At 57.0% G+C, this 24,433-nt stretch carries 16 protein-coding genes; 9 read left to right on the forward strand and 7 right to left on the reverse strand.

Annotated features, from left to right (window positions below):
* The first annotated feature begins 70 nt into the window (after positions 1-70).
* A complete protein-coding gene (locus tag F1C16_RS06890; protein ID WP_243900098.1) occupies positions 71-484 on the forward strand; it encodes a DUF4440 domain-containing protein in 414 nt (137 codons plus the stop codon).
* A gap of 180 nt (positions 485-664) precedes the next feature.
* On the opposite strand, the gene F1C16_RS06895 is transcribed toward F1C16_RS06890, so the two are convergent.
* The 3 genes from F1C16_RS06895 to F1C16_RS06905 all read right to left on the reverse strand — a co-directional run bounded on the left by F1C16_RS06895 (position 665) and on the right by F1C16_RS06905 (position 3,728).
* Positions 665-1,804 carry an App1 family protein gene (locus F1C16_RS06895; protein WP_185283605.1) on the reverse strand — a complete coding sequence of 380 codons (1,140 nt, stop codon included), beginning with the start codon at positions 1,802-1,804 and terminating at the stop codon, positions 665-667.
* Positions 1,805-1,873: 69 nt separating this feature from the next.
* Positions 1,874-2,617 (reverse strand): LytTR family DNA-binding domain-containing protein, encoded by a 744-nt coding sequence (locus F1C16_RS06900; RefSeq protein WP_185283606.1) that lies wholly within the window; start codon positions 2,615-2,617, stop codon positions 1,874-1,876.
* 43 nt (positions 2,618-2,660) lie between these two features.
* The gene (locus F1C16_RS06905) at positions 2,661-3,728 is read right to left on the reverse strand and encodes a sensor histidine kinase (protein ID WP_185284246.1); all 1,068 of its coding nucleotides are present in this window, start codon (positions 3,726-3,728) and stop codon (positions 2,661-2,663) included.
* A 385-nt stretch (positions 3,729-4,113) separates the two neighbouring features.
* Between F1C16_RS06905 and F1C16_RS06910 the strand changes: the two genes are divergently transcribed.
* Together F1C16_RS06910 and F1C16_RS06915 are read left to right on the forward strand one after the other, a co-directional pair.
* Positions 4,114-6,774: a TonB-dependent receptor domain-containing protein gene (locus F1C16_RS06910; protein WP_246601618.1), complete on the forward strand. Its 2,661-nt coding sequence runs from the start codon at positions 4,114-4,116 to the stop codon at positions 6,772-6,774.
* A 99-nt stretch (positions 6,775-6,873) separates the two neighbouring features.
* Positions 6,874-7,986 carry a DNA topoisomerase IB gene (locus tag F1C16_RS06915; protein WP_185283607.1) on the forward strand — a complete coding sequence of 371 codons (1,113 nt, stop codon included), beginning with the start codon at positions 6,874-6,876 and terminating at the stop codon, positions 7,984-7,986.
* Positions 7,987-8,163: 177 nt separating this feature from the next.
* On the opposite strand, the gene F1C16_RS06920 is transcribed toward F1C16_RS06915, so the two are convergent.
* Positions 8,164-9,585, reverse strand: coding sequence for a hypothetical protein (locus F1C16_RS06920; RefSeq protein WP_185283608.1), 1,422 nt, complete (start codon positions 9,583-9,585; stop codon positions 8,164-8,166).
* A 332-nt stretch (positions 9,586-9,917) separates the two neighbouring features.
* On the opposite strand from F1C16_RS06920, the gene F1C16_RS06925 reads away from it, so the two are divergent.
* On the forward strand, positions 9,918-11,528 hold the full coding sequence (locus F1C16_RS06925) for a hypothetical protein (RefSeq protein ID WP_185283609.1): 1,611 nt from the start codon (positions 9,918-9,920) through the stop codon (positions 11,526-11,528).
* Between the two features lie 38 nt (positions 11,529-11,566).
* Here F1C16_RS06925 and F1C16_RS06930 read toward each other — a convergent pair whose 3' ends face one another.
* From F1C16_RS06930 to F1C16_RS06940, 3 genes are all read right to left on the reverse strand, one after another.
* The gene (locus F1C16_RS06930; protein ID WP_185283610.1) at positions 11,567-13,036 is read right to left on the reverse strand and encodes an exonuclease domain-containing protein; all 1,470 of its coding nucleotides are present in this window, start codon (positions 13,034-13,036) and stop codon (positions 11,567-11,569) included.
* Positions 13,037-13,112: 76 nt separating this feature from the next.
* Positions 13,113-13,667, reverse strand: a complete 555-nt coding sequence (locus F1C16_RS06935) for a PA2169 family four-helix-bundle protein (RefSeq protein ID WP_185283611.1) — start codon at positions 13,665-13,667, stop codon at positions 13,113-13,115.
* A gap of 81 nt (positions 13,668-13,748) precedes the next feature.
* Complete coding sequence (locus tag F1C16_RS06940) at positions 13,749-14,927, reverse strand: AI-2E family transporter (RefSeq protein WP_258049052.1); 1,179 nt, start codon at positions 14,925-14,927, stop codon at positions 13,749-13,751.
* 225 nt (positions 14,928-15,152) lie between these two features.
* On the opposite strand from F1C16_RS06940, the gene F1C16_RS06945 reads away from it, so the two are divergent.
* The 5 genes from F1C16_RS06945 (at position 15,153) to thrS (ending at position 24,373) form a co-directional block, all read left to right on the forward strand.
* Positions 15,153-17,090, forward strand: a complete 1,938-nt coding sequence (locus F1C16_RS06945; protein ID WP_185283612.1) for a DNA topoisomerase IV subunit B — start codon at positions 15,153-15,155, stop codon at positions 17,088-17,090.
* 352 nt (positions 17,091-17,442) lie between these two features.
* A complete protein-coding gene (locus F1C16_RS06950; protein ID WP_374940599.1) occupies positions 17,443-20,190 on the forward strand; it encodes a DNA gyrase/topoisomerase IV subunit A in 2,748 nt (915 codons plus the stop codon).
* Positions 20,191-20,293: 103 nt separating this feature from the next.
* Positions 20,294-21,115, forward strand: a complete 822-nt coding sequence (locus tag F1C16_RS06955; RefSeq protein ID WP_185283613.1) for a hypothetical protein — start codon at positions 20,294-20,296, stop codon at positions 21,113-21,115.
* Positions 21,116-21,158: 43 nt separating this feature from the next.
* Entirely contained in the window at positions 21,159-22,307 is a 1,149-nt protein-coding gene (locus F1C16_RS06960) for a tetratricopeptide repeat protein (RefSeq protein WP_185283614.1), read from the forward strand.
* A 128-nt stretch (positions 22,308-22,435) separates the two neighbouring features.
* Complete coding sequence (thrS, locus tag F1C16_RS06965; protein ID WP_185283615.1) at positions 22,436-24,373, forward strand: threonine--tRNA ligase; 1,938 nt, start codon at positions 22,436-22,438, stop codon at positions 24,371-24,373.
* Positions 24,374-24,433: the final 60 nt, after the last annotated feature.

Raw genomic sequence — 24,433 nt, forward strand, 5'->3', positions numbered from 1 at the left:
AAGCATGGCGGACTGGATTTTCCGTAGTCCATTTCTAAACCCAATGACAAAGAACTTATCCGGGGGCTGCATGATGCTCCTGCTAACGGCCTGTGCCACCACACGCCCCGCCGCTGTACAGGGGCCCATCCGGCAGGTGCTCACCACCCAAGCCGCCGCCTGGAACCGCGGCGACATACCCGCCTTTATGGAGGGCTACTGGCGCTCCGATTCTTTGGTATTCTTGGGGCGTAAGGGTCCTACCTACGGCTGGCAGCAAACCCTCGACAACTACCGTCGCGGCTACCCCGATGCTGCTGCTATGGGCCAACTCGCTTTTTCCGACCTCCACATCACCCCTGATGGCCCTCAGGCTGCCCACGTGGTAGGCCGCTGGCACCTGACCCGCCCCACCGCCGGCGACATAGGCGGGCACTTCTTATTGGTTTTTCGACAAGTGAAAGGCCAGTGGGTGATTGTAGCCGACCACACGAATAATGAATAGGTAGTGAGATGGTGAAGTGGTGAAGTAAAAAGCGTCTGTCATCCTGAGCTTGCGAAGGACCTTATGCCAGTTGAACAAGTCGTTGTTACACTTGTCGTTCTACCGTGATAAGGTCCTTCGCAAGCTCAGGATGACAGACGCTTTTTACTTCACCACTTCACCATCTCACTACTTCACCACCTACTCCTCCGCTGTTTCGTCTTTTTGCTTTTCGCTTTCGACGGCGGGAATGGCTTCGGTAAAGATGAGGTTATGGGCGGCGGCGTGCTCGGCGGCTTGCACGGTATCCTGTACTAGCAGCATTTCCACGTTTTCGTCGCGCAGGTCGTCGGATACTTTTTCTACTAATTGGGCACGGTTGGGAAGCTGCACGTCGCGGATGTAGATGGCCAGCACGCGGCCGGGGTGGCGGCGCACCACCTCCCGGTAGATGTTGGCATCTTCCTGGCCCGAGTCGCCGATAAGCACGAAAGGCAGCTTGGGGTAGGTGAGCAGCAGGTTGTCGATTTCCTTGAGCTTGTGGCCATGGTGCGCCGACTCAGCTTTTTTATCGGCGCGTTTTAGGCCCATATCACGCAGCAGGAGCGGGCCGGGCGGAATATCGTTGAGGTGCAGGAAATCTTCCAGTAAATCGTACAAATTCCAGGGCGAACTGCTGACGTAGAAAAAGGGGTTGTTGCGCTTGCCATTGCGGCCTAGCTGTAGCTGCCTATAGAACTCGGCTACCCCCTTGAAGGGTAGGCGCGAGCGGGCATTGCGCAGCAACACTGTGCGCGCCATACGCAGCAAGTGCGTAGCAGAAGTCTGAATGACGGTATCATCCAGATCGGAGATAATGCCGTATTCGGCGTCGTCGGGTGGGATGAGCACATGGGCCTGGGCGCGAAGGCCATCGGGGAGCGTGAAGGGCGCCGGCACCTGTTGTAGCAGCGTGTCTACCGGGTACCAGAGGTAGTCGATGGGCTCGGGCAGGCGCTCGGGGGCCAGGTTCACCGTAAAGTAGCCCTCATCGTCCGTCAGAACCGGGTGCTCAACGCCATCGGCCGCCCGCACGATAACCTGCGCGCCGCGAATTTCGTCGCTATCAAAGCGCCGGTACATGTTCAGCAGGTTGTGGAGGCGCGAGTCGTTGGAGTCGGGCTCGGTGATGCCTTTGTCGGTGAGTAGGCGGCCCTTCACGTAGAGGCGGTTGGGGGTGCCGTAACTGCGGTAGGGAAGCAGCTGCAACGGCGCCAGCATACCCAGGCGCTGGCGAGTGCGTGTCAAAAAGTCGTCGGCCCGCTCGGCTAGGTCGCTGATTTTATCGCGGAGAGAAGTCATAGGGTGCGAAAAGAAAACGAGTAATCTTCCTACCCTACGGGCCGTACGGGGTAGGAAGTTGCCCCGCCCCTACGTCCAACGACTCAAAAACTGCGTGAAGGCCTCCTTGTACTGGTCACTCACGGGCAGCGTCTGGTCCTCAATCTGCACCGAGTTGCGCGTCACGGCCCGGATTTTATCCAGGGCTACAATGGTAGAGCGGTGAATGCGCATGAAGCGCCGGGCGGGCAGCTTTTCTTCCAGCACCTTCAGGCTGGTGAGCGAGAGCAGGGGCCGCGCGTCACCCGTGAGATGCACCTTCACATAGTCCTTCAGTCCTTCTATATAGAGTATGTCCTGGAAGGCCACGCGCACCAATTGATATTCAATTTTCAGAAAGAGGTACTCTTCCTCGGGCTCGGGTGGGGCGGCGGGTAGGGCAGTTGGCTGCGCAAGCGTAGCATAGGCGTGGGCCTTGGTGGCCGCCCGCAAAAACTCCTCGTAGTTGAACGGCTTTACGAGGTAGTCCAGCGCATCGACGCGGTAGCCATCCAGGGCAAACTGGTTGTAGGCGGTAGTGAAAATGATGCGCGGCCCCGTGCCCGGCCGGCCCCGGTCGAGCACCCGTGCCAGCTCTAGGCCGCTGAGGTCGGGCATTTGGATGTCCAGGAAAATCAGGTCGATGTCGGGTAGCTGGTGCAGGCCCTGCAAGGCTTCCACGGCGCTGCTGTAGCGGCCTACCAGCTCTAGGAAAGGCGTTTGCTCCACAAACGCGCACACCAGCCCCAGGGCCAGCGGCTCATCATCAACGGCAATGCAACGGAGGGTTTTCAAGTAAAAAGTAAGAAGTAAGAATTAGAAATTGGTCTTTCAGTGCTCATTCAGCGTCCGCGGATGCCAAATGGGGCTTGACGGCTTGTACGCTAGGCACCACTTCCAAGCTAAGCAATACCCGAAACTCGTGGCCGGCCGTGGCTTCTTCTACGCTGAGCTGGTAGCGCTGGGGGTAGAGCAAATCGAGGCGACGGCGGGTGTTGGTGAGGCCAATGCCGCTGCCTACCTCCTCTACGGCGGGGCGCTTGTCGGGGAACACGGTGTTGCGCACCTCCAGCGTGAGCGTGCCGTTGTGCTGGTGCAGGCCAATGTAGATCTGGCTGGGTAGGGTGGCACTCACGCCGTGCTTAAAGGCATTCTCCACAAACGGCAGCAGCAGCATGGGGGCAATGGGTACGTCGCGCAGCAGGGGGGTAGGGCGCTCGAAGGTGACGGTCACTTTATCCGTCAGGCGCAGTTGCATCAGCGAAATATAGTCCTGCACGAAGGATACCTCCTGGCTAAGCAGGGTAGTGCTAGACTGGGTTTCGTAGAGCACGTAGCGCATCATGCGCGAAAGCGTGTGAATGGCCTGCCGGGCCAGCTCACCGTTCACCACCGTGAGGGCGTAGATGTTGTTAAGCGTATTAAAAAAGAAGTGCGGGTTGATCTGCGCTTTCAGAAACGACAGCTCGGCGGTGGTTTGCTGCTGCTCCAACTCGCGCCGGATTTGCGCGTCGTTTTGCCACTTGCGCACCACTGCCACGCTTGTACTGATGCCCAGCACCAGCATCGAAATCAGCAGCGTGCCCATATCGAACCACCCCGCCGACGACCGGCGCCGCGACGGGCTGCCATCTGGGTGAAACGCTTTATGCATCAGCTCGGGCAGATGCAGCAGGTTTTCGATAAGTGAGTTGAGCGCCAGCACCGCCACCAACGAAGCAGCCAGCACCGCAATAAACCAGCCCGTGTGCCCCCGAAATAACAAGCGCGGCACCGCCACCTGCGCATTAAAATAAAACAGGGCTACCCACAGCAGGAGCAGCAAAGACTGGCGCACCCAAAACTGCGGGGGCAGCTGCACACTCCAGGTAAGCGGCTGGGCAAGCAGTAGGGCCGAGCCAAACATCACCCACAAAAGCGGGCGCGAAAAAGCGTTGCGCGAAGTGCCGAAAGGTGGAAGAAGTCATAAGGAAAGGAGAATCAGGCTACCAAACATACCGTGCCCTGGGTACCCCAAGTGCTTGCCTCGCCGGTTCCGCAGATTTCACCGACCGATGCAGGGTATTTTATCTGCCAATAGGTCCCTGAATCACCAGTGCAACATCAATCGGTACAAACGCCCCAACTCATCGGCGTTTGCGGCGAGGCAATCTATTTGTTTTAGTTGGAAGCAACCCATCTTGTTGTTTTGGGTACTCTGTCGTGAGTCCAAAAAGTAAAACCAGTATCGGTAGCTGGCTTTGCACGACTTACGTACACGCCCCTGACTTCTCTTTTATTATAACTACTTCATGAAAAAGCCTTTATCCTTTGTGAGTTTGTTGCTGTGCGGCCACGTGGCGCTGGCACAAACAACGCCCGCGGGTCTTACCCTCGTGGGCGGTTCCCGGCCGATGGGCGCAGCCCCGGCAGGAGCCACAAAGGCCGCTGCCGCCGATGCCCGCATCACGGGTACCGTCGTGGATGCTGGTACCAAAAAGCCGGTACCGTTTGCCACAGTTGCTCTTATTGATACCTCCACCGGTAAGCCTATTGATGGCGCGGCCTGCGACGACGCGGGTAAGTTTACCATCAGCGGCGTGGCCGCTGGCAGCTACCAGCTTCAGTTCAGCTTTATTGGCTACAAGACGGTAGAGAAACCCATTACGGTAGGCAACGGCAATCTGAACGTGGGCACCGTATCGCTGGTTTCGGCTACCCAGCAGCTGGCCGAGGTGCGCGTGGAGGGCCAACGCTCTCTGATTGAAGAGAAGGTAGACCGTACCGTATACAACGCCGAGCAGGACCAGACCACCCGCGGCGGCGACGCCACCGACGTACTCAAGCGCGTGCCCCTGCTCACGGTAGACCTCGACGGCAACGTGAGCCTGCGCGGCAACCAAAACGTGCGCGTGCTCATCAACAACAAGCCTTCTACCATTACGGCCAGCAGCATTTCCGACGCGCTGAAGCAGATTCCGGCCGACGAGATTAAGTCGGTGGAAGTGATTACCTCACCCTCGGCCAAGTACGACGCCGAAGGCTCGGGCGGTATCATCAACATCGTTACCAAGAAAAACAACCTGCAAGGCAAAACCCTCAGCGTTGATACCAGCGTGGGCAACCGCTCCTCCAACCTGGGCCTGAACGGGGGCTACCGGGTAGGGCGCATGGGCTTCTCGCTGGGTGGCTGGGGCCGCACCAGCTACAACACGCCCGGCTCGTTCTCCAACGATCAGCAGACGTTTAATGAGTCCGGCGCGCTGGCTTCTACTACCCGCCAGCAGGCCGATACACGTTCTAACAACACCTTCGGGCGCTATACGCTGGGTTGGGATTTCGACATTAACAAGTACAACTCCCTGGCAGCCTCTGTGCGCTACGGGCTGCGCAGTGGGGTCGACTACCAGGACGACCTGCTCACGCGCTCCGAGTTCTACGGCGAATCGGGTGCCATCCTGCGCCGTACGGGCGACACGCGCAACGTACGCACCAACGACAAGTCGAACAACGTGGACCTGAGCCTGGGTTACACCCACACCACCGACAAGCCCCAGCAGGAATTTAGCTTCCTGGGTGTATACAGCCGCAACAACCGCAACAACGACTTCACCAACACTATTACCGATATAATCAATACCACTTCCGGCGCTAGCACTACGCCGTATCGCCTCAAAAACCTGAACGAGAACTACAACGAGGAGCTGACCGTACAGGCCGACTACCAGACGCCCATCGGCGACAAGCAGCTGGTAGAGTTTGGGGTGAAGGACATTATGCGCAAGGTGAACAGCGACTACACCTACCTGCGCGCCGAGGGCTTGTCGGAAGGTGCGTTTGTGCCGCTCGAAAACGCGGGCCTTAATAACGTATTCGACTACAAGCAGAACGTGGCTGCCGCCTACGCCGCCTACACGCTTAGCTTCCTGAAGCAGTACACCTTGAAGGCCGGTGCCCGCTACGAGTACACGACCATTGATGCCACGTTTGCCAACGAGGCTACCGATACCACCAACATTCCGTCGTACGGGGTGCTGGTGCCCAGCGTAAACCTTTCGCGCAAGCTGGCCAACGGCAACGTGATTAAGGCCGCCTACAACCGCCGGATTCAGCGCCCTTCGCTGCGCTACCTGAACCCCAACGTGCAGGCTTCCAACACGCGTAGCCCTTCACAGGGTAATCCAACACTGGATCCAGAGTACACCAACAACTACGAGTTGGGCTACAGCACTTTCATCAAAAATATTCTGCTGAATATGTCGGTGTTTGCGCGTAATACCACGGGCTCTATTCAGGCAGTGCGCCGGCCGGCCACGCAGCAGGAAATTGAGTCGTACAATTTGTCGCCGGGTGCCATCTTCACCACCTACGACAACATCGGGCAGGAAAACGCTTACGGCGGTAGCCTGTTTGTGAATGCCAAGATTGGCAACAAATTCACGCTGAACGGTGGCCCCGATTTCTACTACGCCGTGCTGCGCAACAACGTGGATGACCGCATCTATAACGCCAGTAATGAAGGCTTTGTGATTAGCGGCCGCTTATTTGGTACCTACAATCTCAACGACAATTGGAGCTTGCAGGCCTTCGGCTTTGCCCGCGGCCGCCAGGTGCAGCTGCAAGGCTACCAGAGCGGGTTTGGGGTATACAGCCTCAGCATCCGCCGCGAGTTTGCAGAGAAGCGCGGCAGCATTGGCCTGGGCGCCGAAAACTTCTTCTCGCCCAAAATCCCGATTCGTACCGAATTCACCTCGCCGCTGCTGGTGCAAAACAGCGAAAACATCCCGAACCGCCTGAATTTCAAAGTAAACTTCAGCTACCGGATTGGCAAGCTGAGCGTGGCCGATGCGCAGCCTCGCCGCCGTCGTCGCTCCGTCAACAACGACGACCTGAAAGAGGGTGGCGAAGGTGCCGACCCCAGCACCACGCCAGCGCCACAGCCAGCGGGCGGTGGTGGCCGTGGCCAGCGCTAATAGCCAGCACACGAAAAGCAGCAGATCTGGCGTACCTACTCTCCCTTTTCTGCGTAAGAAAGCTCCGCTCACCAGCTTCGGTGAGCGGAGCTTTTGTTTATGTCGACTACTACCACCCCCCGCCCCAAAACCAAGAAGAAGCGCCTCGACCCATTGGAAGAAGCGCACTTGCTCTACAAAGACCCCGCTCGCCAAGCCGAGTTGGCCGGCCTGCGCTACGCCACCGACGACAAACCGGGCATTACGCGCAAGGCCACTCGCGCCGGAAACTTCACCTATACTTCGGCCAAAGGCGAGAAAATAACCGATCAGAAGGTGCTGGACCGCATCCACGGCTATGTGATACCGCCGGCCTGGACGGACGTCTGGATTTCGCCTTCGGCGAATGCCCACTTGCAGGTAACTGGGCGCGATGCCAAGGGCCGCAAGCAGTACCGCTACCACCCGGCCTGGGACCAGGCGCGCAGCCTCACCAAATTCAGCCGGTTACGTGCTTTTGGCGAGCAACTGCCCGCCCTGCGCCAGCGCTTGCGCAAAGACCTGGGCCGCCCCAAGCTGGACAAGCAGAAGGTGATTGCGCTGGTGTTGCTGCTGATGGATCAGTCCTTCATTCGGGTAGGGAACCGGGAGTATGCCAAGAAAAACAAGAGCTACGGCCTGACTACCCTGCGCGACAAGCACGTGAAAATTGAAGGCGACGACGTACGCTTCAGCTTTGTGGGCAAAAAAGGCGTACCCCACGACGTGACCTTACACGACCGGAAGCTGGCCCGCCTGGTGCGCAAGTGCAAGGATATACCCGGCCAGCACTTGTTTCAGTATTATGATGCCACCGGCCACCGCGCCGAGCTGGAATCGGGCGACGTGAACGACTACCTGCACGAGGTAACGGGCATGGCCTTGTCGGCCAAAGACTTTCGCACCTGGGGCGGCACAGTAAAAATGGTGACGTGTCTGGAAGCCATTCTGGAAGAAGAGCCCGACCTGCCGAAAGACAAAGTACTGAAGCGTGCCGTGAAGGACGTAGCCGCCGGCCTGGGTAACACGCCCACGGTGTGCTCCAAATACTACATTCACCCCCAAGTAGTCGACTTATTCAAGTCCGATAAGCTCATCGACTACCTCCGCCGCCACGACGTAGACCCCACCGAAAATGACCTGCTTTCCCCTACTGAGCACATGGTGCTGGATATGCTAGCGGAAGTGAAATAGTGAGTGGTGAATTTGTGAAGTGGTGCATGCAAAAGCGGCTGTCATCCTGAGCAGCACGAAGGACCTTCTCACACAAGAACGATAATCGTGTTAACGACTCGTTCAACTGGCATAAGGTCCTTCGCGCTGCTCAGGATGACAGCCGCTTTTGCATGCACCCAGTCACTCAGTCGCTCCCTAGTACCCCTCTCGGTCGTAGGCATGAGCCGCAACGCCGCGGCGGCGACGGTCAACGGTGCTGGGGCCTTCCGTGAGTTCGTTACCGGTTTTGGTGTCGTAGTAGAACGTTCTTCTTTTGCCGCCCGCTACCTGCGACGAGTCCACTACCATGTCCTCGTTGGGGCCGCCGTGGATGTTGAGGCGAATTCCTTTATTGACGTTTCCCTGCACCACAAACTCGTCCTCGCCGCGCAGACCATAGAACGTGATGGTCTTGGTATCCTGCGTGCGAAACGTGCGCTGGTAAAAGGGACGTGGGTCCACTGTCTGCCCCTTCTTTTCGGGTAGGCGATACACACTCACGCGGGTAGTAGAGTCGGAAAGGCGTTCGGTCACGAACCGTTCGTTCTCATCAGTGCCGGCTACTTCCACATGCTCGGCCAGCAGCTGATAGAACTCTTGCGCAGCTTTCGGCAGCGCATCCCGGCGCGCCCGCAACGATTTGGCAATGTACTCGCCTTCCAACTTATAGATAGGAGGGGGCAATTGGCGCACGGCCACGGCAATTACCGAGTCGGTGAGGCGACGCTGCAAGTCAGTGGCTAGCTGTTGAAACTGCGCGGCTGTGACTTCGGGTAGGGCACGGGTATCCAGAAAGTGCGCGTTGCGCACGGTACCGGGAATATCTTCGTAACGCGGCCGGAACGTGCGAAACTTGCGCACGGCCCACTTCCGCGACATCAGCCAGGGAATCAAGCCATCATCAAACCGAAAATACACTTGGTCACGGTCTTTGGGCACGGGACGGTAGAGCGTGCGGCCGTTTTGCGCATACACGGCCCACTGCCACTGGCCCTCGTGCCGGTCCCAGTCGCCGATCAGGATGTCTAACAGGCGGGCCCGGGCAAAGGCCAACTGGTCGATCTGGTGGGTAGGGGAGGCGTAGCGCTCGGCCAGTACGTCGTCGGTATCAGCCAGATCCACGGCATTGCCGAAGGCAGGTGTGAGGTTTTCGGCGCCATCAAACTTTTCTTCTAGCATCACCAGCTTGCCCTGCATATCTTCCGACACAGCACCCAAGCCAGTTTCGCCAGGACGTACGTAGAAAATTCGCGGGTGAGTGTGCGGCACGCCGGCGGCCTGCGCCAGCGGTGGTACCGTGAGGGCAGCGTAGGGATTGGCAGCCGAGGTGGCATCGCGTACCAACGTTAGCACAAACGTATGGCGCAATACTTTGGGTAGGGTTCGGTACGGGTCTTTATCGAGCGTGCGCAGGGCATATTCGCGTCCTTCCTGGCTTTCCACGGTGGCACTGGTGGTTTGAAAGCCGCCGCCGCGCTTTTCAAATTTCAGTCCGCCCATTTCGGTGGTTGGGTTCAGCACGGGCACTTGCACGGGTGTGGCCCACACTTCCCGGTAGTGCTTCCCAAAGAAAAGCATGTAGAAGCCACTACGTTGGTAGTGGCGTCCGGCAGTAGCCAGCACCGAGTCGGTGCCGGGGGTAGGGCGGCAGTGGGAGGAGGCAGTACGCGGGCATCACGCTGAAAAAAGGTGTTATGGTGGGCGCAGCCTGCCATACCAGTCAGCAACGCGCCGCCCAACAAGTAGCGGTAGAGCATATAAAAGAGCAGGAAGAAGAGAGAGGTAGCCCCTTAAACGCAACCAGAACAGAAAAGTCAACCCTAATTGTACAACCGCTGCTGCCTGGTTGGGGTATACGGACGAGCAGAACGATGCAGGCTGCTTTTCGTTTGACTATTTCCTTCTGATTTGTGTCCGTTTTTTTCTCCTCGCACCGTCTTCAGGTTCTGATAACGGGTGTGCTGTGTGCTCTTTTAAATACTTCGTGTGCCTCGCCCGCGCCTGAGGCTGCTTTTGTGCTGCCTGGTATTGGCCCCGATTCCGTAGTAGAGGTAGCAGCGGGGCCACAGTACGCGCGTGGCCGCGTGTATAAGTTTTTTTGGGGGCGCCATTACCGCAAAGAGTGGGCTACACCCGTGCCCGTGCGCGTCTTCAACCTAAGTACCGTAGTGCCCGGCGGCCTTACGCCCATGCAGGCTGGCGGGAGTTTTCAGACCAAAAACCTGCGCCTCAAAGACCGCAATGGTGTGGAGTACGTGCTACGCTCCGTGGACAAGGATGCCACCAAGGCCCTACCCGCCCGGCTGCAAAAGGGTCCCATTGGGCGGCTGATGAAAGATCAAACCAGCGTAATTCATCCCTACGGCGCGTTCATTGTGCCGGTGCTGGCCGAGGCAGCGGGCGTATACCACACCAACCCCATTCTGGGGTATTTGAGCGATGATCCGGCCCTGGGGAAGTTTCGGAAAGACTACGCCAACGCGCTCTACCTGCTGGAGGAGCGTCCCGATGGCGACCAGAGCACCGTACGCAGCTTTGGGCAGTCGGCCAGGGTAGAAAGCTCGCGCAAGGTGTTCACCAACTTGATAGGCAGTGCGCGCTACCGCGTCGATGCGCGGCAATACCTTCGCTCGCGCTTGTTTGACATGTGGCTGGGCGATTGGAGCCGTCGGGAAGACCAGTGGCGCTGGGCCAGCTTTCCATCTGCCGACAGCAGCACGCGCTACCAAGCCATTCCGCGCGACCGGGACCACGCCTTTTTCAAGTTCGATGACGGGCTACTGACACACCTCATCGGCTGGGTGAAAACCAACTACCAGAGCTTCCACAAAAACATCCGACTCGCCGATGTGGAAGGCCTCAACCGCGCCGCGCGCCCCATGGACAAGTCGCTGCTGGTATACCTATCGGAAAAGGATTTTCAGGAAGTAGCTGATTCTCTGCGTCAGCGCCTCACCGACGACGTCATTCGTCGCTCGCTGCAAGTGTGGACGCCGGAAATCTATGCGCTGTCGGGTGAAGAATTCACCGAGAAGCTACGCAGCCGCCGCGACCAGCTGCCGGCTGTAGCGGCCAAGTTTTACAGCCTGCTCGCCCGCGACATAGAAATTCCCGGCACCGACGAGCCGGAGCAGTTTGTGGTGGAGCCAGCCGGGGTAGGGCAGGTGCGCGTCAGCGTCTACCGGCTAATCCAAAAACAAGCGCCTACCCTAATTAACCAGCGGGTATTCAACGCCCGCGATACGCGCTCTATCAAGCTGTTCGGGCTGGGCGGCAACGACGTGTTCGAAATCAACGGACTACCCGACGCCCGCATCGCCATTCACCTCTACGATGGTGCTGGGCAGGATACTATCCGCCAACAGCTTCCCCAAAGCACTACCTCTAACCGCATTACCCTCTACAACAGCAACGATGGCAATATCGTGAAGGTAGGAAAAGCCATCAAAGTGAAAGACTACCAACCCGCCGCCAACGAGTTCGACGGCACCGGCTGGCTCCTCCGTCATCGGTTGTATTAGAAATGGTGAAGTAGTGTAGTCACAATCTTGCCACTACACTACTTAAACACCTTCACTTTCTCGCCACGCCGCTTGGTGCGGACATATTGGCGGATGATCTGCTGCACGTCCTTGTTGTCGTTGTAGCGGGTGATAACCTCCTTGAAATCGTCCAGCCGCCGCGCCGAAAAAGTGTCGTCGACATAGCCGAAGCCCAGGTAGCGGCCATTTTCTACTACCACAATCGTCTGCTCGAAGGGCGTGCGGCCCGGCCCAATCACCACGAAAGAGCCGTGCTCGTAGGTAAAGGACTCAATGGCCTGTTCTACCCGCAGGTTGTACTCCTCGGGTGGCTCCAAACCTACACAAGCACCCTTGCAGCGGTGCACCTGGTAGTCGAAGCACGAGCCCGTGGTCTTGTACAAGTCGCACAGCTTCTGGCAGAGGTTGAACTTGGAAACCTTGTGAAACAGAAACCCCTTGGCTTTGAACTGATTACCTAGCGCAATGAGCGGGTGTGACTCGCTGTGGTCGTCGGCGCGGCCGTAGTAGAGGTGCTTGTAGCCGTTTTCATCGGTCCGCAGGAAGATACCCGCCGGAAACACCGAGCGTCGCTGGGCGCGGTTATACAGCGGCTTCAGGCGCTTAATCTCGTGCGACTCGTAGAGCAGCGCCACCAGTTCCGAGCCCGTCAGCTCCCAGGTGATATCAGCAATAGAGTTTTTGAATTCCAGGCTTTTGCGCGATTTATAATCCACCGCAAAGTGCTGCTGAATGCGCTTGTAGATGTTGATGCTCTTGCCCACATAAATCACCTCGCCCGCCTCGTTGTGGAAGTAATATACGCCCGCCTCCTGGGGTAGGGCTGCTACCTGCTGGGGCGTGATAAGCGGCGGCAGCAAGGCCGTTTTGATGGCCTCCTGCACGGCCTTCACCTTGCGGGCGCTGGGTTTCTTGCCGGCGGGCGCCACGGCATCCACAGCGGCCAGCGTATCAGCCGCCGACGTGCCGGGCGTTTGCAGTGCCTCATCCTGCTGGCTAATTTTCAGGAGCCTGTCGAACAAAATAGCCGTGGCGTGGGCGTCGCCGGCGGCGCGGTGCCTACCCTCCAACGGTATCCCAATGTTCTGGCAGAGCTTGCCCAAGCTGTAGCTGGGTTGCCCCGGAATCAAGGAGCGGCTTAGGCGCACCGTGCACAGCGTTTTGCGCGAGTAGTTGTAGCCTAGGTCGGCAAATTCCTTTTTCAGAAACGAGTAGTCAAAGCGCACGTTATGTGCCACAAACACGCAGCCCTCGGTCATTTCCACCACTTTGCGAGCCACCTCATGAAAAGGCGGCGCATCCCGCACCATCTCGTCGTTGATGCCGGTGAGCTGCGTGATAAAAAACGGAATCTGCCGACCCGGATTCAGCAACGTGCTGTACTGGTCCACGATTTTTTCGCCGTCGTGGATGAAGATGGCTATTTCCGTGATGCGGTCCTGGGTGGGCTGCCCGCCGGTGGTTTCAAGGTCGATGATGGCGTACAAAAGCGCTACTGATAAAGTCGGTACAATGCTAATCAGATTGGTAACAAAGATACTACCCCGTAAGGTTGCACACACACTATTCACCTTGATGGGTAGGCGCACAAAAAAAAGCGACCCGCATGATGCGGGTCGCTTTCACTATAGGCATTGCTGTTGAGGCAATACTTATTTTTTTCATCGCCGTGATTTTGTTTTTGGCGGCCAGAATCTGGCTGTGCTGCTGTTGAATCAGGCTTTTTGCTTCCTGGGGCAGGCCTTCGGCGCTCAGAGCAGTTTCGTAGGCTTTCAGGGCCGTAGCATCGCCGGTTTCGGCTTCGCCTAGAATGGCGTTGTCGTCTTGGCCGGTAATAGCCGATTTCAGGTTGATCCAGCCGCGGTGTACGGCAGCGGCAGCGTCAGCTACTGCACCTTCAATGGTACCTTCCTGATCCGTCTGGATGCCATATTGGCTAGCGTGCTGTTTCAACTCGCTGGCGAACTGAGCGCGCTGCTGGCTCAACTGGCTGAATTCTGATTTTAATTGTGGGTTCGACACGCCTTCAGCGGCTTCTTGGTAGCCTTTAGCACCAGTTTCGTTGATTTCTACGAGGTCACTGTAGGCGCGAGCGGTTTTTTCGGTAATAGCAGCCATGGCTGTAGGTGTTTATAGTGGAAGAGTTTAGGGTTCTGCTAATGCAGTTGTGCTCTTTATACTAAACCAGTTTCGGCCGGGTTACGATTTGCCCGAAAGTTGTTGCCACATGCGACCAAAGAAACCAGGTTGATTCTTCGGCTTATCAGGGTCGTCCTCCCCGTCCGCCACGTCGCCCAGCAAAAAGCCCCATGGTTCCGTCGACTTCGACGCGTCGAAAATCACCTTCAGCACGGCCGTCAGCGGAATGCTCAGAATCATACCGGGTGTGCCCCACAATTCGCCGCCCAGTATCAGCGCAATAATGGCTGCCATGGGGTTGATGCTTACCTTAGAGCCTGTAATGGTAGGCGTAATGAAGTTGCCTTCCAGGAACTGCACAATGGTAAAAACGCCAATAACGCCCAGGGCTTTCAGCGGCGAGCCGGTTTCTACCAGCGTGATCAGGGTAGGCAGCGCCGCGCCGATGAAGATGCCGATGAAAGGAATAACGGCCAGTACCGAAGCGAAAATGGCGAAGAAGATGGCAAACTTCACCCCCAGAATTAGCAGGCCAATAGCGTTCAGGATAGCTACAATGACGATAACCGTGAGCAGACCAGAAATATAGGCCTGCACCACCGTCTGGATGTTATCCATCGTATTGAGCACCGAAGTACGCTTGTCCGGCGTCACGAAGCGGAACAGAAACTGCCGCATGTGGTCGCGGTAGTACAGCAAGCAGAAGATATAAATGGGAATCAGCGTGACTACGCTCAGCACGCTGGTAGTCGTGTCTAAGGTAGTACCCAGCCAGCCGCCCGCACGGTTTTTCAGCGTTTCCAACGATTGATCAATTACTTGGTCTTTGCTAATCGGTTGAAAACCAAAGCGTGAGCTGAGCATCTGCTGAATCTGATCGAAATACAGCGCTAGCTTCTGCTGAAATAGCGGTATCTCATTGCGAAACTGCATGAGTTGCGTTCCAAACACATAAAATAGCCCGATAAGCAGGGCTACTACCAACAGCAGACATACAACGATAGCGAGTATGCGCGAAAGTCCCCAGACCTCCAGCCGACGGCAAACAGGCAACAACAGGACCGCCAGCAAAGCAGAGAAAGCAAGAGGCAGAATAATGCCATCTAGCTTGTGCAGCACGTACACCAGCAGCGACATACCGATGAGCACAAACGTGTAGTGCACCACCGCTGACTGCTTAACCTCAGCTGCTGGTGCCGCATGGCGTGGCGCATTAAAATTATTGGAATGGGGTAGCATTAGCTAATAAAATTGGGAGGGTTGGAGTGGGAAAAGAGGCCTAAAATGGCTACATTTGGGAGTTCAGTGTGAACTATGACTGGATGAGTGAGGTTTTGCTAACGTCATTCGCTTTTTGCGAAATAAACACGACGTTATCTACCCGTGCCGGCCTTTACGCACCCTTGCGAAAAAAGGCCGATTTTCTGTGTTATTTTACCTCAAATTTGCTTTTTACCTGTTTCTATGGCCGACGAACAACTCCCCCTCGCACCGCCCGCCCACGCCTATAACGAGGATAGCATCCGCTCCCTCGACTGGCGTGAGCACATCCGCCTGCGGCCGGGTATGTACATTGGCAAGCTCGGCGACGGCTCGGCCGCCGACGACGGCATTTACGTGCTGGTGAAGGAAGTCATCGACAACTGCATTGATGAGCACGTGATGGGCTACGGCCGCACCATTGAAGTGAAGATTACCGACACCCGCGTGCAAGTGCGCGACTACGGCCGCGGTATTCCGCTGGGAAAGGTGGTGGATGTGGTCAGCAAGATCAACACCGGCGGTAAGTATGACAGCAAGGTATTCCAAAAATCGGTAGGGTTGAATGGGGTAGGCACCAAAGCGGTGAACGCGCTCAGTAACTATTTCCTGGTGCAAAGCACCCGCGACGGCGAGCAGAAAAGCGCTGAGTTTGCCCGCGGAGAATTGCAGAAAAACCCCAAGCCGGTGAAGACCAGCCAGCGTAATGGCACGCTGATGGTCTTCGAGCCCGACGACACCATTTTCAAGAACTACCGCTTTATTCCGGAGTATCTGGAAAGCCAGATCCGGAATTATTGCTACCTCAACGCTGGCTTAGCTATCCACTTCAACGGGCAGAAATACGTGTCCGAGAATGGCTTGCTGGACCTGCTGCGCCACAAAACCGATGAGGAAAGCCTGCGGTACCCCATCATTCACCTGAAAGGCGAAGATATTGAGCTTGCCCTCACCCACGGCAACGACTACGGAGAGGAACATTATGCCTTCGTGAACGGGCAGTACACCACCCAGGGTGGCACGCACTTGGCCGCTTTCCGCGAAGCCTTAGTGAAAACCGTGCGCGAGCACTACGGCAAAGACTACGACGCGGCCGACATTCGGGCGTCTGTGATTGGGGCCATTTCGGTGCGGGTGCAAGAGCCGGTGTTCGAGAGCCAGACCAAGACCAAACTGGGTAGCCTCAACATGGGCCCCGATGGCCCCACGGTGCGTGGGTTCATTCTGGACTTCGTGAAGGAGCACCTCGACAATTACCTCCACAAGAACCCCGACACCAAGGAAGCTCTCAAAAAACGCATCGAGCAGAGCGAGCGGGAGCGCAAAGACATGGCCGGCGTGAAAAAGCTGGCCAACCAGCGCGCCAAAAAAGCCAACCTGCACAACCGCAAGCTCCGCGACTGCCGCCTGCACCTTGGCGACAACAAGCACGACAACGAGCAGCTGACTACCCTGTTCATCACGGAGGGCGACTCGGCCTCGGGCTCCATTACCATGAGCCGTAATGTGGAAACTGAGGCTGTATTTAGCCTGCGCGGTAAGCCGTTGAACTGCTTCGGGTTGAAGAAAAAAGTTGTGTACGAAAATGAGGAGTTCAACCTCTTGCAGCATGCCCTCAACATTGAGGAAGGCATCGAAAACCTGCGCTATAATCGGGTAGTAATTGCTACTGATGCCGACGTAGACGGTATGCACATCCGACTGTTGCTGCTGACCTTCTTCCTGCAATTTTTCCCCGATCTGGTGCGCAACGGCCACGTGTACATCCTGGAAACGCCGCTGTTCCGCGTCCGTAATAAAAAGCAGACGATTTACTGCTACAACGAGGGGGAAAAGCAGCAGGCCATTCGGCAATTAGGCCGCAACCCCGAGATTACCCGCTTCAAAGGCCTGGGCGAAATTTCGCCCGACGAGTTCGGTAAGTTCATCGGCGACAATATTCGCTTGGAACCCGTCATCTTACAGGCCGAGCGCTCGGTGCAGCAAATCCTGACGTACTACATGGGCAAGAATACGCCTGCCCGTCAGGAGTTCATCATCGATAACCTGCGTTTGGAAAAAGATTTGATTACCAGTGATGTACTGCCTGTAGAAGAAGCGCCGGCCGAGCAGCTGGAAGCAGCCGAGATTGAGGTAGTATAACAAGTATATAGATAGCCTCCTAGTAGGAAGCTTCTCGCCGACCTACCTTACTTTGCACAAGTAACAGGCTAGGTAAGCCGGCGAGAAGCAGGGTAGGAGAGAGGTACAAGAACAAAAAACGTGGCTCCGGCCACACGTAACTGTGTCAGAAGAAAACAACCCCCACGACCTGAATCCGACCGACCCGCAGCCCGAATCGTTCGGTGCGGGCGATACGCTCGACTTTGGCGCCGCTACTACAGCGGCCCATTTGTTTGCTACGGGCGAAGCCGAAGACCTGGCTGCTACCCATGAGGAAGCGCCTACCGCCGCTGACCCGGAAGCCGCTATCGACGCGGAGGAAAGCGAGGAGCTGAGCGAACCAGCAGAGCAAGAGGAGGAAGTGGAAGCGAAGTTTGCCCCCGGCGAAACCATCCACGACATCTCATCCGTGCGCGGCATGTACCAGAACTGGTTTCTGGACTATGCCAGCTACGTAATTCTGGAGCGCGCTGTACCAGCCCTCGAAGATGGCTTGAAACCTGTGCAGCGCCGTATCCTGCACGCGATGAAGGAGATGGATGATGGCCGCCTGAACAAGGTAGCCAACATCATCGGCCAGACCATGCAGTACCACCCCCACGGCGACGCTAGCATTGGCGACGCCATTGTGAACTTGGGGCAGAAGGACCTGCTGATCGACCACCAAGGTAACTGGGGTAACATTCGCACCGGCGACTCGGCTGCTGCGCCTCGTTATATTGAAGCCCGTCTGAGCAAGTTTGCGCTTGATGTGGTTTTCAACCCCGATACCACCGAGTGGCAGCTCAGCTACGACGGCCGCAAGCGCGAGCCCGTGACCCTACCCGTGAAGTTTCCGTTGCTGCTGGCACAAGGGGTGGAGGGCATTGCCGTGGGTCTGAGCACGAAGATTATGCCCCACAACTTCCGCGAGCTGTGCAAGGCCAGCATCGACGTGCTGCGGGGCAAGGCGGTGGAGCTGTTCCCCGACTTCCCGACGGGTGGCCTCTGCGACGTGAGCAACTACCAGAACGGGCAGCGCGGCGGCAAAATTCGCCTGCGCGCTACCATCGAAAAGGTAGACAAAACCACGCTCGTGATTCGCGATATTCCCTACGGCACCACCACCACGGCGCTGATGGAGAGTATCGTGAAAGCCACGGAAGCCAACAAAATCAAGATTAAGAAAATCGTGGATAGCACCACGGCGGAGGTTGAGATTCAGGTGCAGCTGCCCCCCGGCGTGTCGCCCGACCTCACCATTGATGCGCTCTACGCTTTCACGGATTGCGAAATCAGCATCTCGCCCAATACCTGCGTCATCATCGACGAGAAGCCGCGCTTTATGGCGGTGGAGGACGTGCTGCACATGAGCACCGCCAAAACCCTGCGGCTGCTGGAGCGGGAACTGGAAATCCGCCAGGATGAGCTGCGAGAAAAGTGGCACTCGGCGTCGTTGGAGAAGATCTTCATTGAAAACCGCATCTACCGCAAGATAGAAGAAGCCGAAACCTGGGAGCAAATCCTGGAAATCATGGACGCGGGCCTGAAAAAGTTTGTGCGCGTGGACGGCGAGAAAGCCCGCGCCAACGACACGCGCATTGTGCTGCGCCGCGCCATCACCGAAGACGACCTCACGCGCCTGACCGAAATCCGCATCAAGCGCATTTCTAAATTCGACGGGTTCAAGGCCGACGAGTACATTCAGCGCCTGGAGGTGGAAATGGCCGAAGTGGCCGACCACCTGGTGCACCTCACGCGCTACGCCATCAACTACTTCGAGGGCCTGCTGAAAAAGTACGGCGCGGGTAGAGAGCGGAAAACCCAGTTGCGCACCTTCGACGTGGTGACGGCGCAGAAGGTAGCCATTGCCAACCAAAAGCTCTATGTGAACCGCCAGGACGGTTTTGTGGGCTATGGTCTGAAAAAAGACGACAAAGCCGAGTTCGTAGTAGACTGCTCCGACCTCGACGACATCATCGCCATCCGCCGCGACGGCTCATTCGTGGTGACCAAAGTGGCCGAGAAGACCTTTGTGGGGAAGGATATTCTGCACGTGGGTATTTATAATAAGAACGACGACCGGCTGGTGTACAACATGATGTACCTCGACGGCGCCTCAGGCATCACCTACGCCAAGCGTTTCCTGGTCACGGGTATCACCCGCGACAAAACCTACGACCTGACCAAGGGCTCGAAAGGCTCGAAAGCGCTGTATCTCACGGCTAACCCCAACTCCGAATCGGAGGTGGTAGGCGTGCAGCTATCGGATAAAGCCCCGGCCCGCGTGAAGCAGTTCGACTTTGACTTTGCCGAGTTGGCCATCAAGGGCAAGGGCTCGATGGGCAACATTGTGACCAAGCAACCCATCAAAAAAATCACCCAGAAAAGTCTGGGCGACTCTACCCTGGGCGGACGCGAAATGTTCTTCGATGCGGTAGTAGGGCGCTTGAATACCGCTGGCCACGGCCGCTACCTAGGTACCTTTGATACTGACAACACCATCTTGGTGCTTTACAAAGACGGAAGCTACGAACTGAAATCGCCCGATCCGGGCCACCACTTCGACGTGCCCAATATGGTGCTGCTGCGCAAGTTGGAGCCCGAAACGGTACTGAGCGCTGTGTATATGGAAGGCGAAACGAAAACGCACTACGTCAAGCGCTTCCGCATTGAAACTAGCACCTTGGACAAGCGCTTTATTTTCATTTCGGAAAGCAAAGGCTCTAAACTGCTGGCGGCTACCGCTAACCCCGAGCCAACGGTAGAGGTGAAGATGCAACGGGAAAAGAAAGCCGACCGCGAAACCGAGCAACTCCTGCTGCACGAGTTCATCGACGTGAAGGGCTGGAAAGCTCAGGGCAATAAGCTGACCTACTACAAAATTCACGCCCTCACACTACTCACTGACGAAGGCCCCGAGCCAGAACGCCGCGAGGCTCGCAAAAAGCGCGGTCCGGCCACCATTCCGCGCCCAGCGGCCACACCATCCCCCAACGACCTGCCAGATTTGCAGGAGCCAGTGGACGTGACGGCCGAAGAAGTGGAGCGCGCGCAGGCGCTGTTACGTCGGCCTAAATCACAGTTAAAGCTTTTTTAAGATGTGCGTAGGGTAGGGCCAGTAGTTGCTGGCCCTACCCTGCAATGCATTAAGCCCCTATCAGGCACCAAAGTGCTGCCGTAGCCGTTAAAAGCGCGTGCGTATGAAACGGTATATTCTGGTTTTATGGCTGCTGGGGTGCCTTTTGGGGCGTCACGTCGCGGCATCGACAACTGCCACCAACGATTCCGTGACGGTGCAGAAATTGTTGAAGCAAGCGCATATGCTACAGGCCGCCTATCAGGAATCGGAGGCGTTGGGTAAATACGAGGAAGTCCTACGCCAAGACTCGCGCTGTTACGAGGCCTTGTGGCAGGCTGCTTTGCTCAGCGTCCGTATTGGCGCCCGCTACACCGACGAAACCCGGCGTGGGGCCTACTTTATATCGGCTAGGCAGTTTGCCGACCGGGCACTGGTGGTGCAGCCCATGGGGGGAGAGGGCAACTATGTGGTAGCCTTGTCTTTAGTGAACCGAGCTACGTTGCTTACGGCCCGCAGCCGGCTGCACGCCTATAAAACGATGAAACCTTACGTCTTTATGGCTGTGGCCCGCTGTCCCGAGTGGGCCGATACTTGGCAGTTACTAGGGCGCTGGCACTACCGCGTAGACCATTATAATATTCTGGAACGCATTTTTACGAAGCTCTTTTTGGGTGGAATGCCTGGCGGTGCCGGCTCACGCAAAGCCATTGATGCGTTACGGCGCGCGCATGAGCTCGATTCTACCCGCATTCAGTTCTGCTACGACTTGGCGCGGGTGTACCGCAACCAAGGCCAGCGCCGCAACGCCCGCCTGATACTGGAAGAAGCCGTGCAGCTGTCCCCTTCTACCAGCGACGAGTTGGAAGTAAGCCGGCGCTGTCGGGCAATGTTGTTGCAGGCTCGTCGTCGGCAGCAGCGCCGTCCAGCCAGCTTCCAGCACTAAGCGTGGTGCCAGGATTGTATCTTTGTCAAAAGAAGCAAGAAGAGTGATAGCACATGATAGGCTGCGGGACAAAAGCAAACAACGCCACTGGCTGGTCTGGGTAGCAGCTGTACTGCTGACAACGAGTTGCAGTGGCCCCACCGAGCGGCCCGACCGGATGGTACCGCTGGCTACCGTGCAAAGCGGTCCTCATATTCAGGCCCAAGAGCTAGATGGTGCTATTGCCCGCCAGCCCGGCAATGCCTCGCTTTATGCCCGGCGCGCTGCTTTCCGGCTTGATGCAGGCCAGGTGGAGCCGGCGTTGCAGGATATCAACCAAGCTCTGGACCTAGACGACGGCCCCGGTGAATTCTACTTCACCAAGGCCCGTGCCCTACGCGCCAAGTACCATCTGACGGCCGCCTTGGCTGCTGCCGACGAGGCTGCTCGCCATGGCTTTGCCTCACCCGAGCTGAACTTACTGGTAGGCGAGGCTAACTTGGCGACGCGCCATTACCAGGCGGCGCTCGACCAACTCGACCGAGTGCTACAGCAAGAGCCCGATCATGTGGCGGCTTTGTTCTACAAAGGTTTAGCTTTTGCCGCCACCGGCGATACTACACAAGCCATTGATTATCTGCGGGCCAGTTTAGCGCGCGACCCGCGCCAGGCCGAAACCCTGCATCAATTGGCCTTTCTGCTCAACGCCTATCATCAGCCAGATCAAGGGGGGCGGTACGCTGCGCGCGGGCTCAAGCTAGACCCCAACTATGCCCCATTGCTGTACGACTATGCTCGGCAGTTTGAATTGCAGGCTGCACCCGATAGTGCATTGCACTACTACACCCAGGCTTTGCAGCAAGACTCTACCCTCTACCGCGCCGATTATCACCTGGGGCAACTGGCCTACGAGCAGCGGCGATACGCCATGGCTATTCCTGCGCTGCAACGGGCACTACGGCGGGCGCCCCGCCTGCCGGAAGCCCGGCAACAGCTAGCCGAAAGTCTGGAGAATACTGGTCGCTATACCGAGGCGCAGGCCCAGTACCGACAATTGGTGGCCGAAAACCCCGGCAATCGCCACTGGACTTACAAAGCCTGGAAAACTGGCGAGCGAGCCCGTGGGTTCTCAGGCGATACCACCCGTAGCCGCATATCGGCTGTGGCGCCACTTGCCCCGCGCCCGACTACGGCGAATCATGAAGAGGACTAGGGGTAGGCACGAAATGAAATACCGGTTTAAATCCACCTCAAGCTGCTAACTTGCGCTTTCTACACAGTGGGTAATGGTGCGCATCCTGTTCCAGCTACCCAACAACTAACCCTGACAACGAATTACCGATGATTGACATCACGCTCCCCGATGGTTCCGTCCGCCAGTTTGAGGCCGGCGCCACGGGCTACGATGTAGCCGCCAGCATCAGCGAAGGGCTGGCCCGCAATGCATTGGCCGTGCGCGTTGATGGCGAAGTGCGCGATCTGCACCGCCCAATTGACCAGAGCAGCAAGCTGGAAATCCTGACCTGGAATGACGCCGGTGGTAAAATGACCTTCTGGCACTCCTCGGCTCACTTACTGGCCGAAGCGCTGGAAGACCTCTACCCAGGCGTGAAGCTGGGCATTGGGCCCGCCATTGAAAACGGCTTCTACTACGATATCGACCTGGGCGAAGGCCGGACGATTTCAACCGACGACTTTCCTGTTATCGAAAAGAAGATGCTGGAGCTGGCCAAGCAGAAAAGCCGCTTCGAATGCCGTCCTGTGCCCAAGGCTGAGGCGGTAGCGTATTTCACTGAGAAAGATGATCCGTATAAGCTGGACCTGATTGACCGCCTGGAAGACGGCAGCATTACGTTCTACCAGCAAGGTAATTTCGTGGACCTCTGCCGCGGCCCCCACCTGCCCGATACGTCGCCCATCAAGGCGATAAAGCTGCTGAACGTAGCCGGTGCTTACTGGCGCGGCGATGAGAAAAACAAGCAGCTCACGCGCATCTACGGCATCACTTTCCCCAAAGCCAAGGAGCTGACCGAGTACCTGGAAAAGCTGGAAGAGGCCAAGCGCCGCGACCACCGCAAGCTGGGGAAAGAGTTGGAGCTATTCGCTTTTTCGGAGAAGGTAGGCGCTGGCCTACCCCTATGGCTGCCCAAGGGTACGGCCCTGCGCGAACGTCTGGAGCAGTTCATGCGCAAGGCCCAAATCAAGTCGGGCTACCTGCCCGTGGTGACGCCGCACATTGGCTCCAAGGAACTATATGTCACGTCGGGTCACTACGAAAAATACGGGGCCGACTCCTTTCAGCCGATCAAAACGCCCAACCCGGGTGAGGAGTTTTTCCTCAAGCCCATGAACTGCCCGCACCACTGCGAGATTTATAAGACCAAGCCGCGCTCTTACCGCGACTTGCCCTTACGTCTAGCCGAGTTTGGTACGGTATATCGCTACGAGCAGTCGGGCGAGTTGCATGGCCTCACGCGCGTGCGCGGCTTCACACAGGACGACGCGCACATCTTTTGCCGCCCCGATCAAGTAAAGGACGAGTTCAAGAAGGTTATCGACCTTGTACTCTACGTGTTCCGTGCCTTGGGTTTTGAGGATTATACCGCGCAAATTTCCCTGCGCGACCCTGAGAACAAGACCAAGTATATTGGCTCCGACGAGAACTGGGCACTGGCTGAAAGTGCTATTCAGGAAGCAGCTGCTGAAAAAGGCCTACCCACAATAACCGAGTACGGCGAGGCAGCCTTCTATGGCCCCAAACTCGACTTTATGGTACGTGACGCGTTGGGCCGCAAGTGGCAGTTAGGAACCATTCAGGTTGACTACAACCTGCCCGAGCGCTTCGACCTGGAGTACGTAGCTCCCGATAACTCCCGCCAGCGTCCTGTGATGCTGCACCGGGCGCCGTTTGGCTCGTTAGAGCGCTTTGTAGCCGTACTGATTGAGCATTGCGCCGGCAATTTCCCGCTGTGGCTGGCTCCCGAGCAGTTCGCCATCCTACCCATTTCGGAGAAGTATCAGGAGTATGCCCAGCAGGTGTACGACCGACTTCAGGGAGAAGAACTGCGAGGCTCTATTGATAACCGGGACGAAAAAATTGGCCGTAAAATTCGCGACGCAGAGATTTCTAAAGTGCCCTACATGCTGATTGTGGGCGAAAAAGAACAGGAAAACGGTCAGGTTTCCGTGCGCCGCCACGGCGAGGGAGACTTGGGATCTTTACCTGTCGATGAATTCATTGCGAAGTTTCAATCTGAAGTAGCCACGCTTATGAAATAAAGGTAGGGAAAGCAGCCCCAATCCCGCAATTTTATATAGCAAAACTTTCAGATTTCAAAA

Origin of the sequence: Hymenobacter sp. NBH84, from assembly GCF_014217645.1 — a bacterium.
Lineage (GTDB): Bacteria > Bacteroidota > Bacteroidia > Cytophagales > Hymenobacteraceae > Hymenobacter > Hymenobacter profundi.

Excerpts from the sequence above, each read along its gene's own strand:
- F1C16_RS06920 (WP_185283608.1), bottom strand. The coding sequence starts at position 9,585 with ATGCTTTTCTTTGGGAAGCACTACCGGGAAGTGTGGGCCACACCCGTG.
- F1C16_RS06945 (WP_185283612.1), top strand. The coding sequence starts at position 15,153 with ATGGCCGACGAACAACTCCCCCTCGCACCGCCCGCCCACGCCTATAAC.
- F1C16_RS06905 (WP_185284246.1), bottom strand. The coding sequence starts at position 3,728 with ATGTTTGGCTCGGCCCTACTGCTTGCCCAGCCGCTTACCTGGAGTGTG.
- F1C16_RS06940 (WP_258049052.1), bottom strand. The coding sequence starts at position 14,927 with ATGCTACCCCATTCCAATAATTTTAATGCGCCACGCCATGCGGCACCA.
- F1C16_RS06935 (WP_185283611.1), bottom strand. The coding sequence starts at position 13,667 with ATGGCTGCTATTACCGAAAAAACCGCTCGCGCCTACAGTGACCTCGTA.
- F1C16_RS06955 (WP_185283613.1), top strand. The coding sequence starts at position 20,294 with ATGAAACGGTATATTCTGGTTTTATGGCTGCTGGGGTGCCTTTTGGGG.
- F1C16_RS06915 (WP_185283607.1), top strand. The coding sequence starts at position 6,874 with ATGTCGACTACTACCACCCCCCGCCCCAAAACCAAGAAGAAGCGCCTC.
- F1C16_RS06895 (WP_185283605.1), bottom strand. The coding sequence starts at position 1,804 with ATGACTTCTCTCCGCGATAAAATCAGCGACCTAGCCGAGCGGGCCGAC.
- F1C16_RS06910 (WP_246601618.1), top strand. The coding sequence starts at position 4,114 with ATGAAAAAGCCTTTATCCTTTGTGAGTTTGTTGCTGTGCGGCCACGTG.
- thrS (WP_185283615.1), top strand. The coding sequence starts at position 22,436 with ATGATTGACATCACGCTCCCCGATGGTTCCGTCCGCCAGTTTGAGGCC.
- F1C16_RS06890 (WP_243900098.1), top strand. The coding sequence starts at position 71 with ATGATGCTCCTGCTAACGGCCTGTGCCACCACACGCCCCGCCGCTGTA.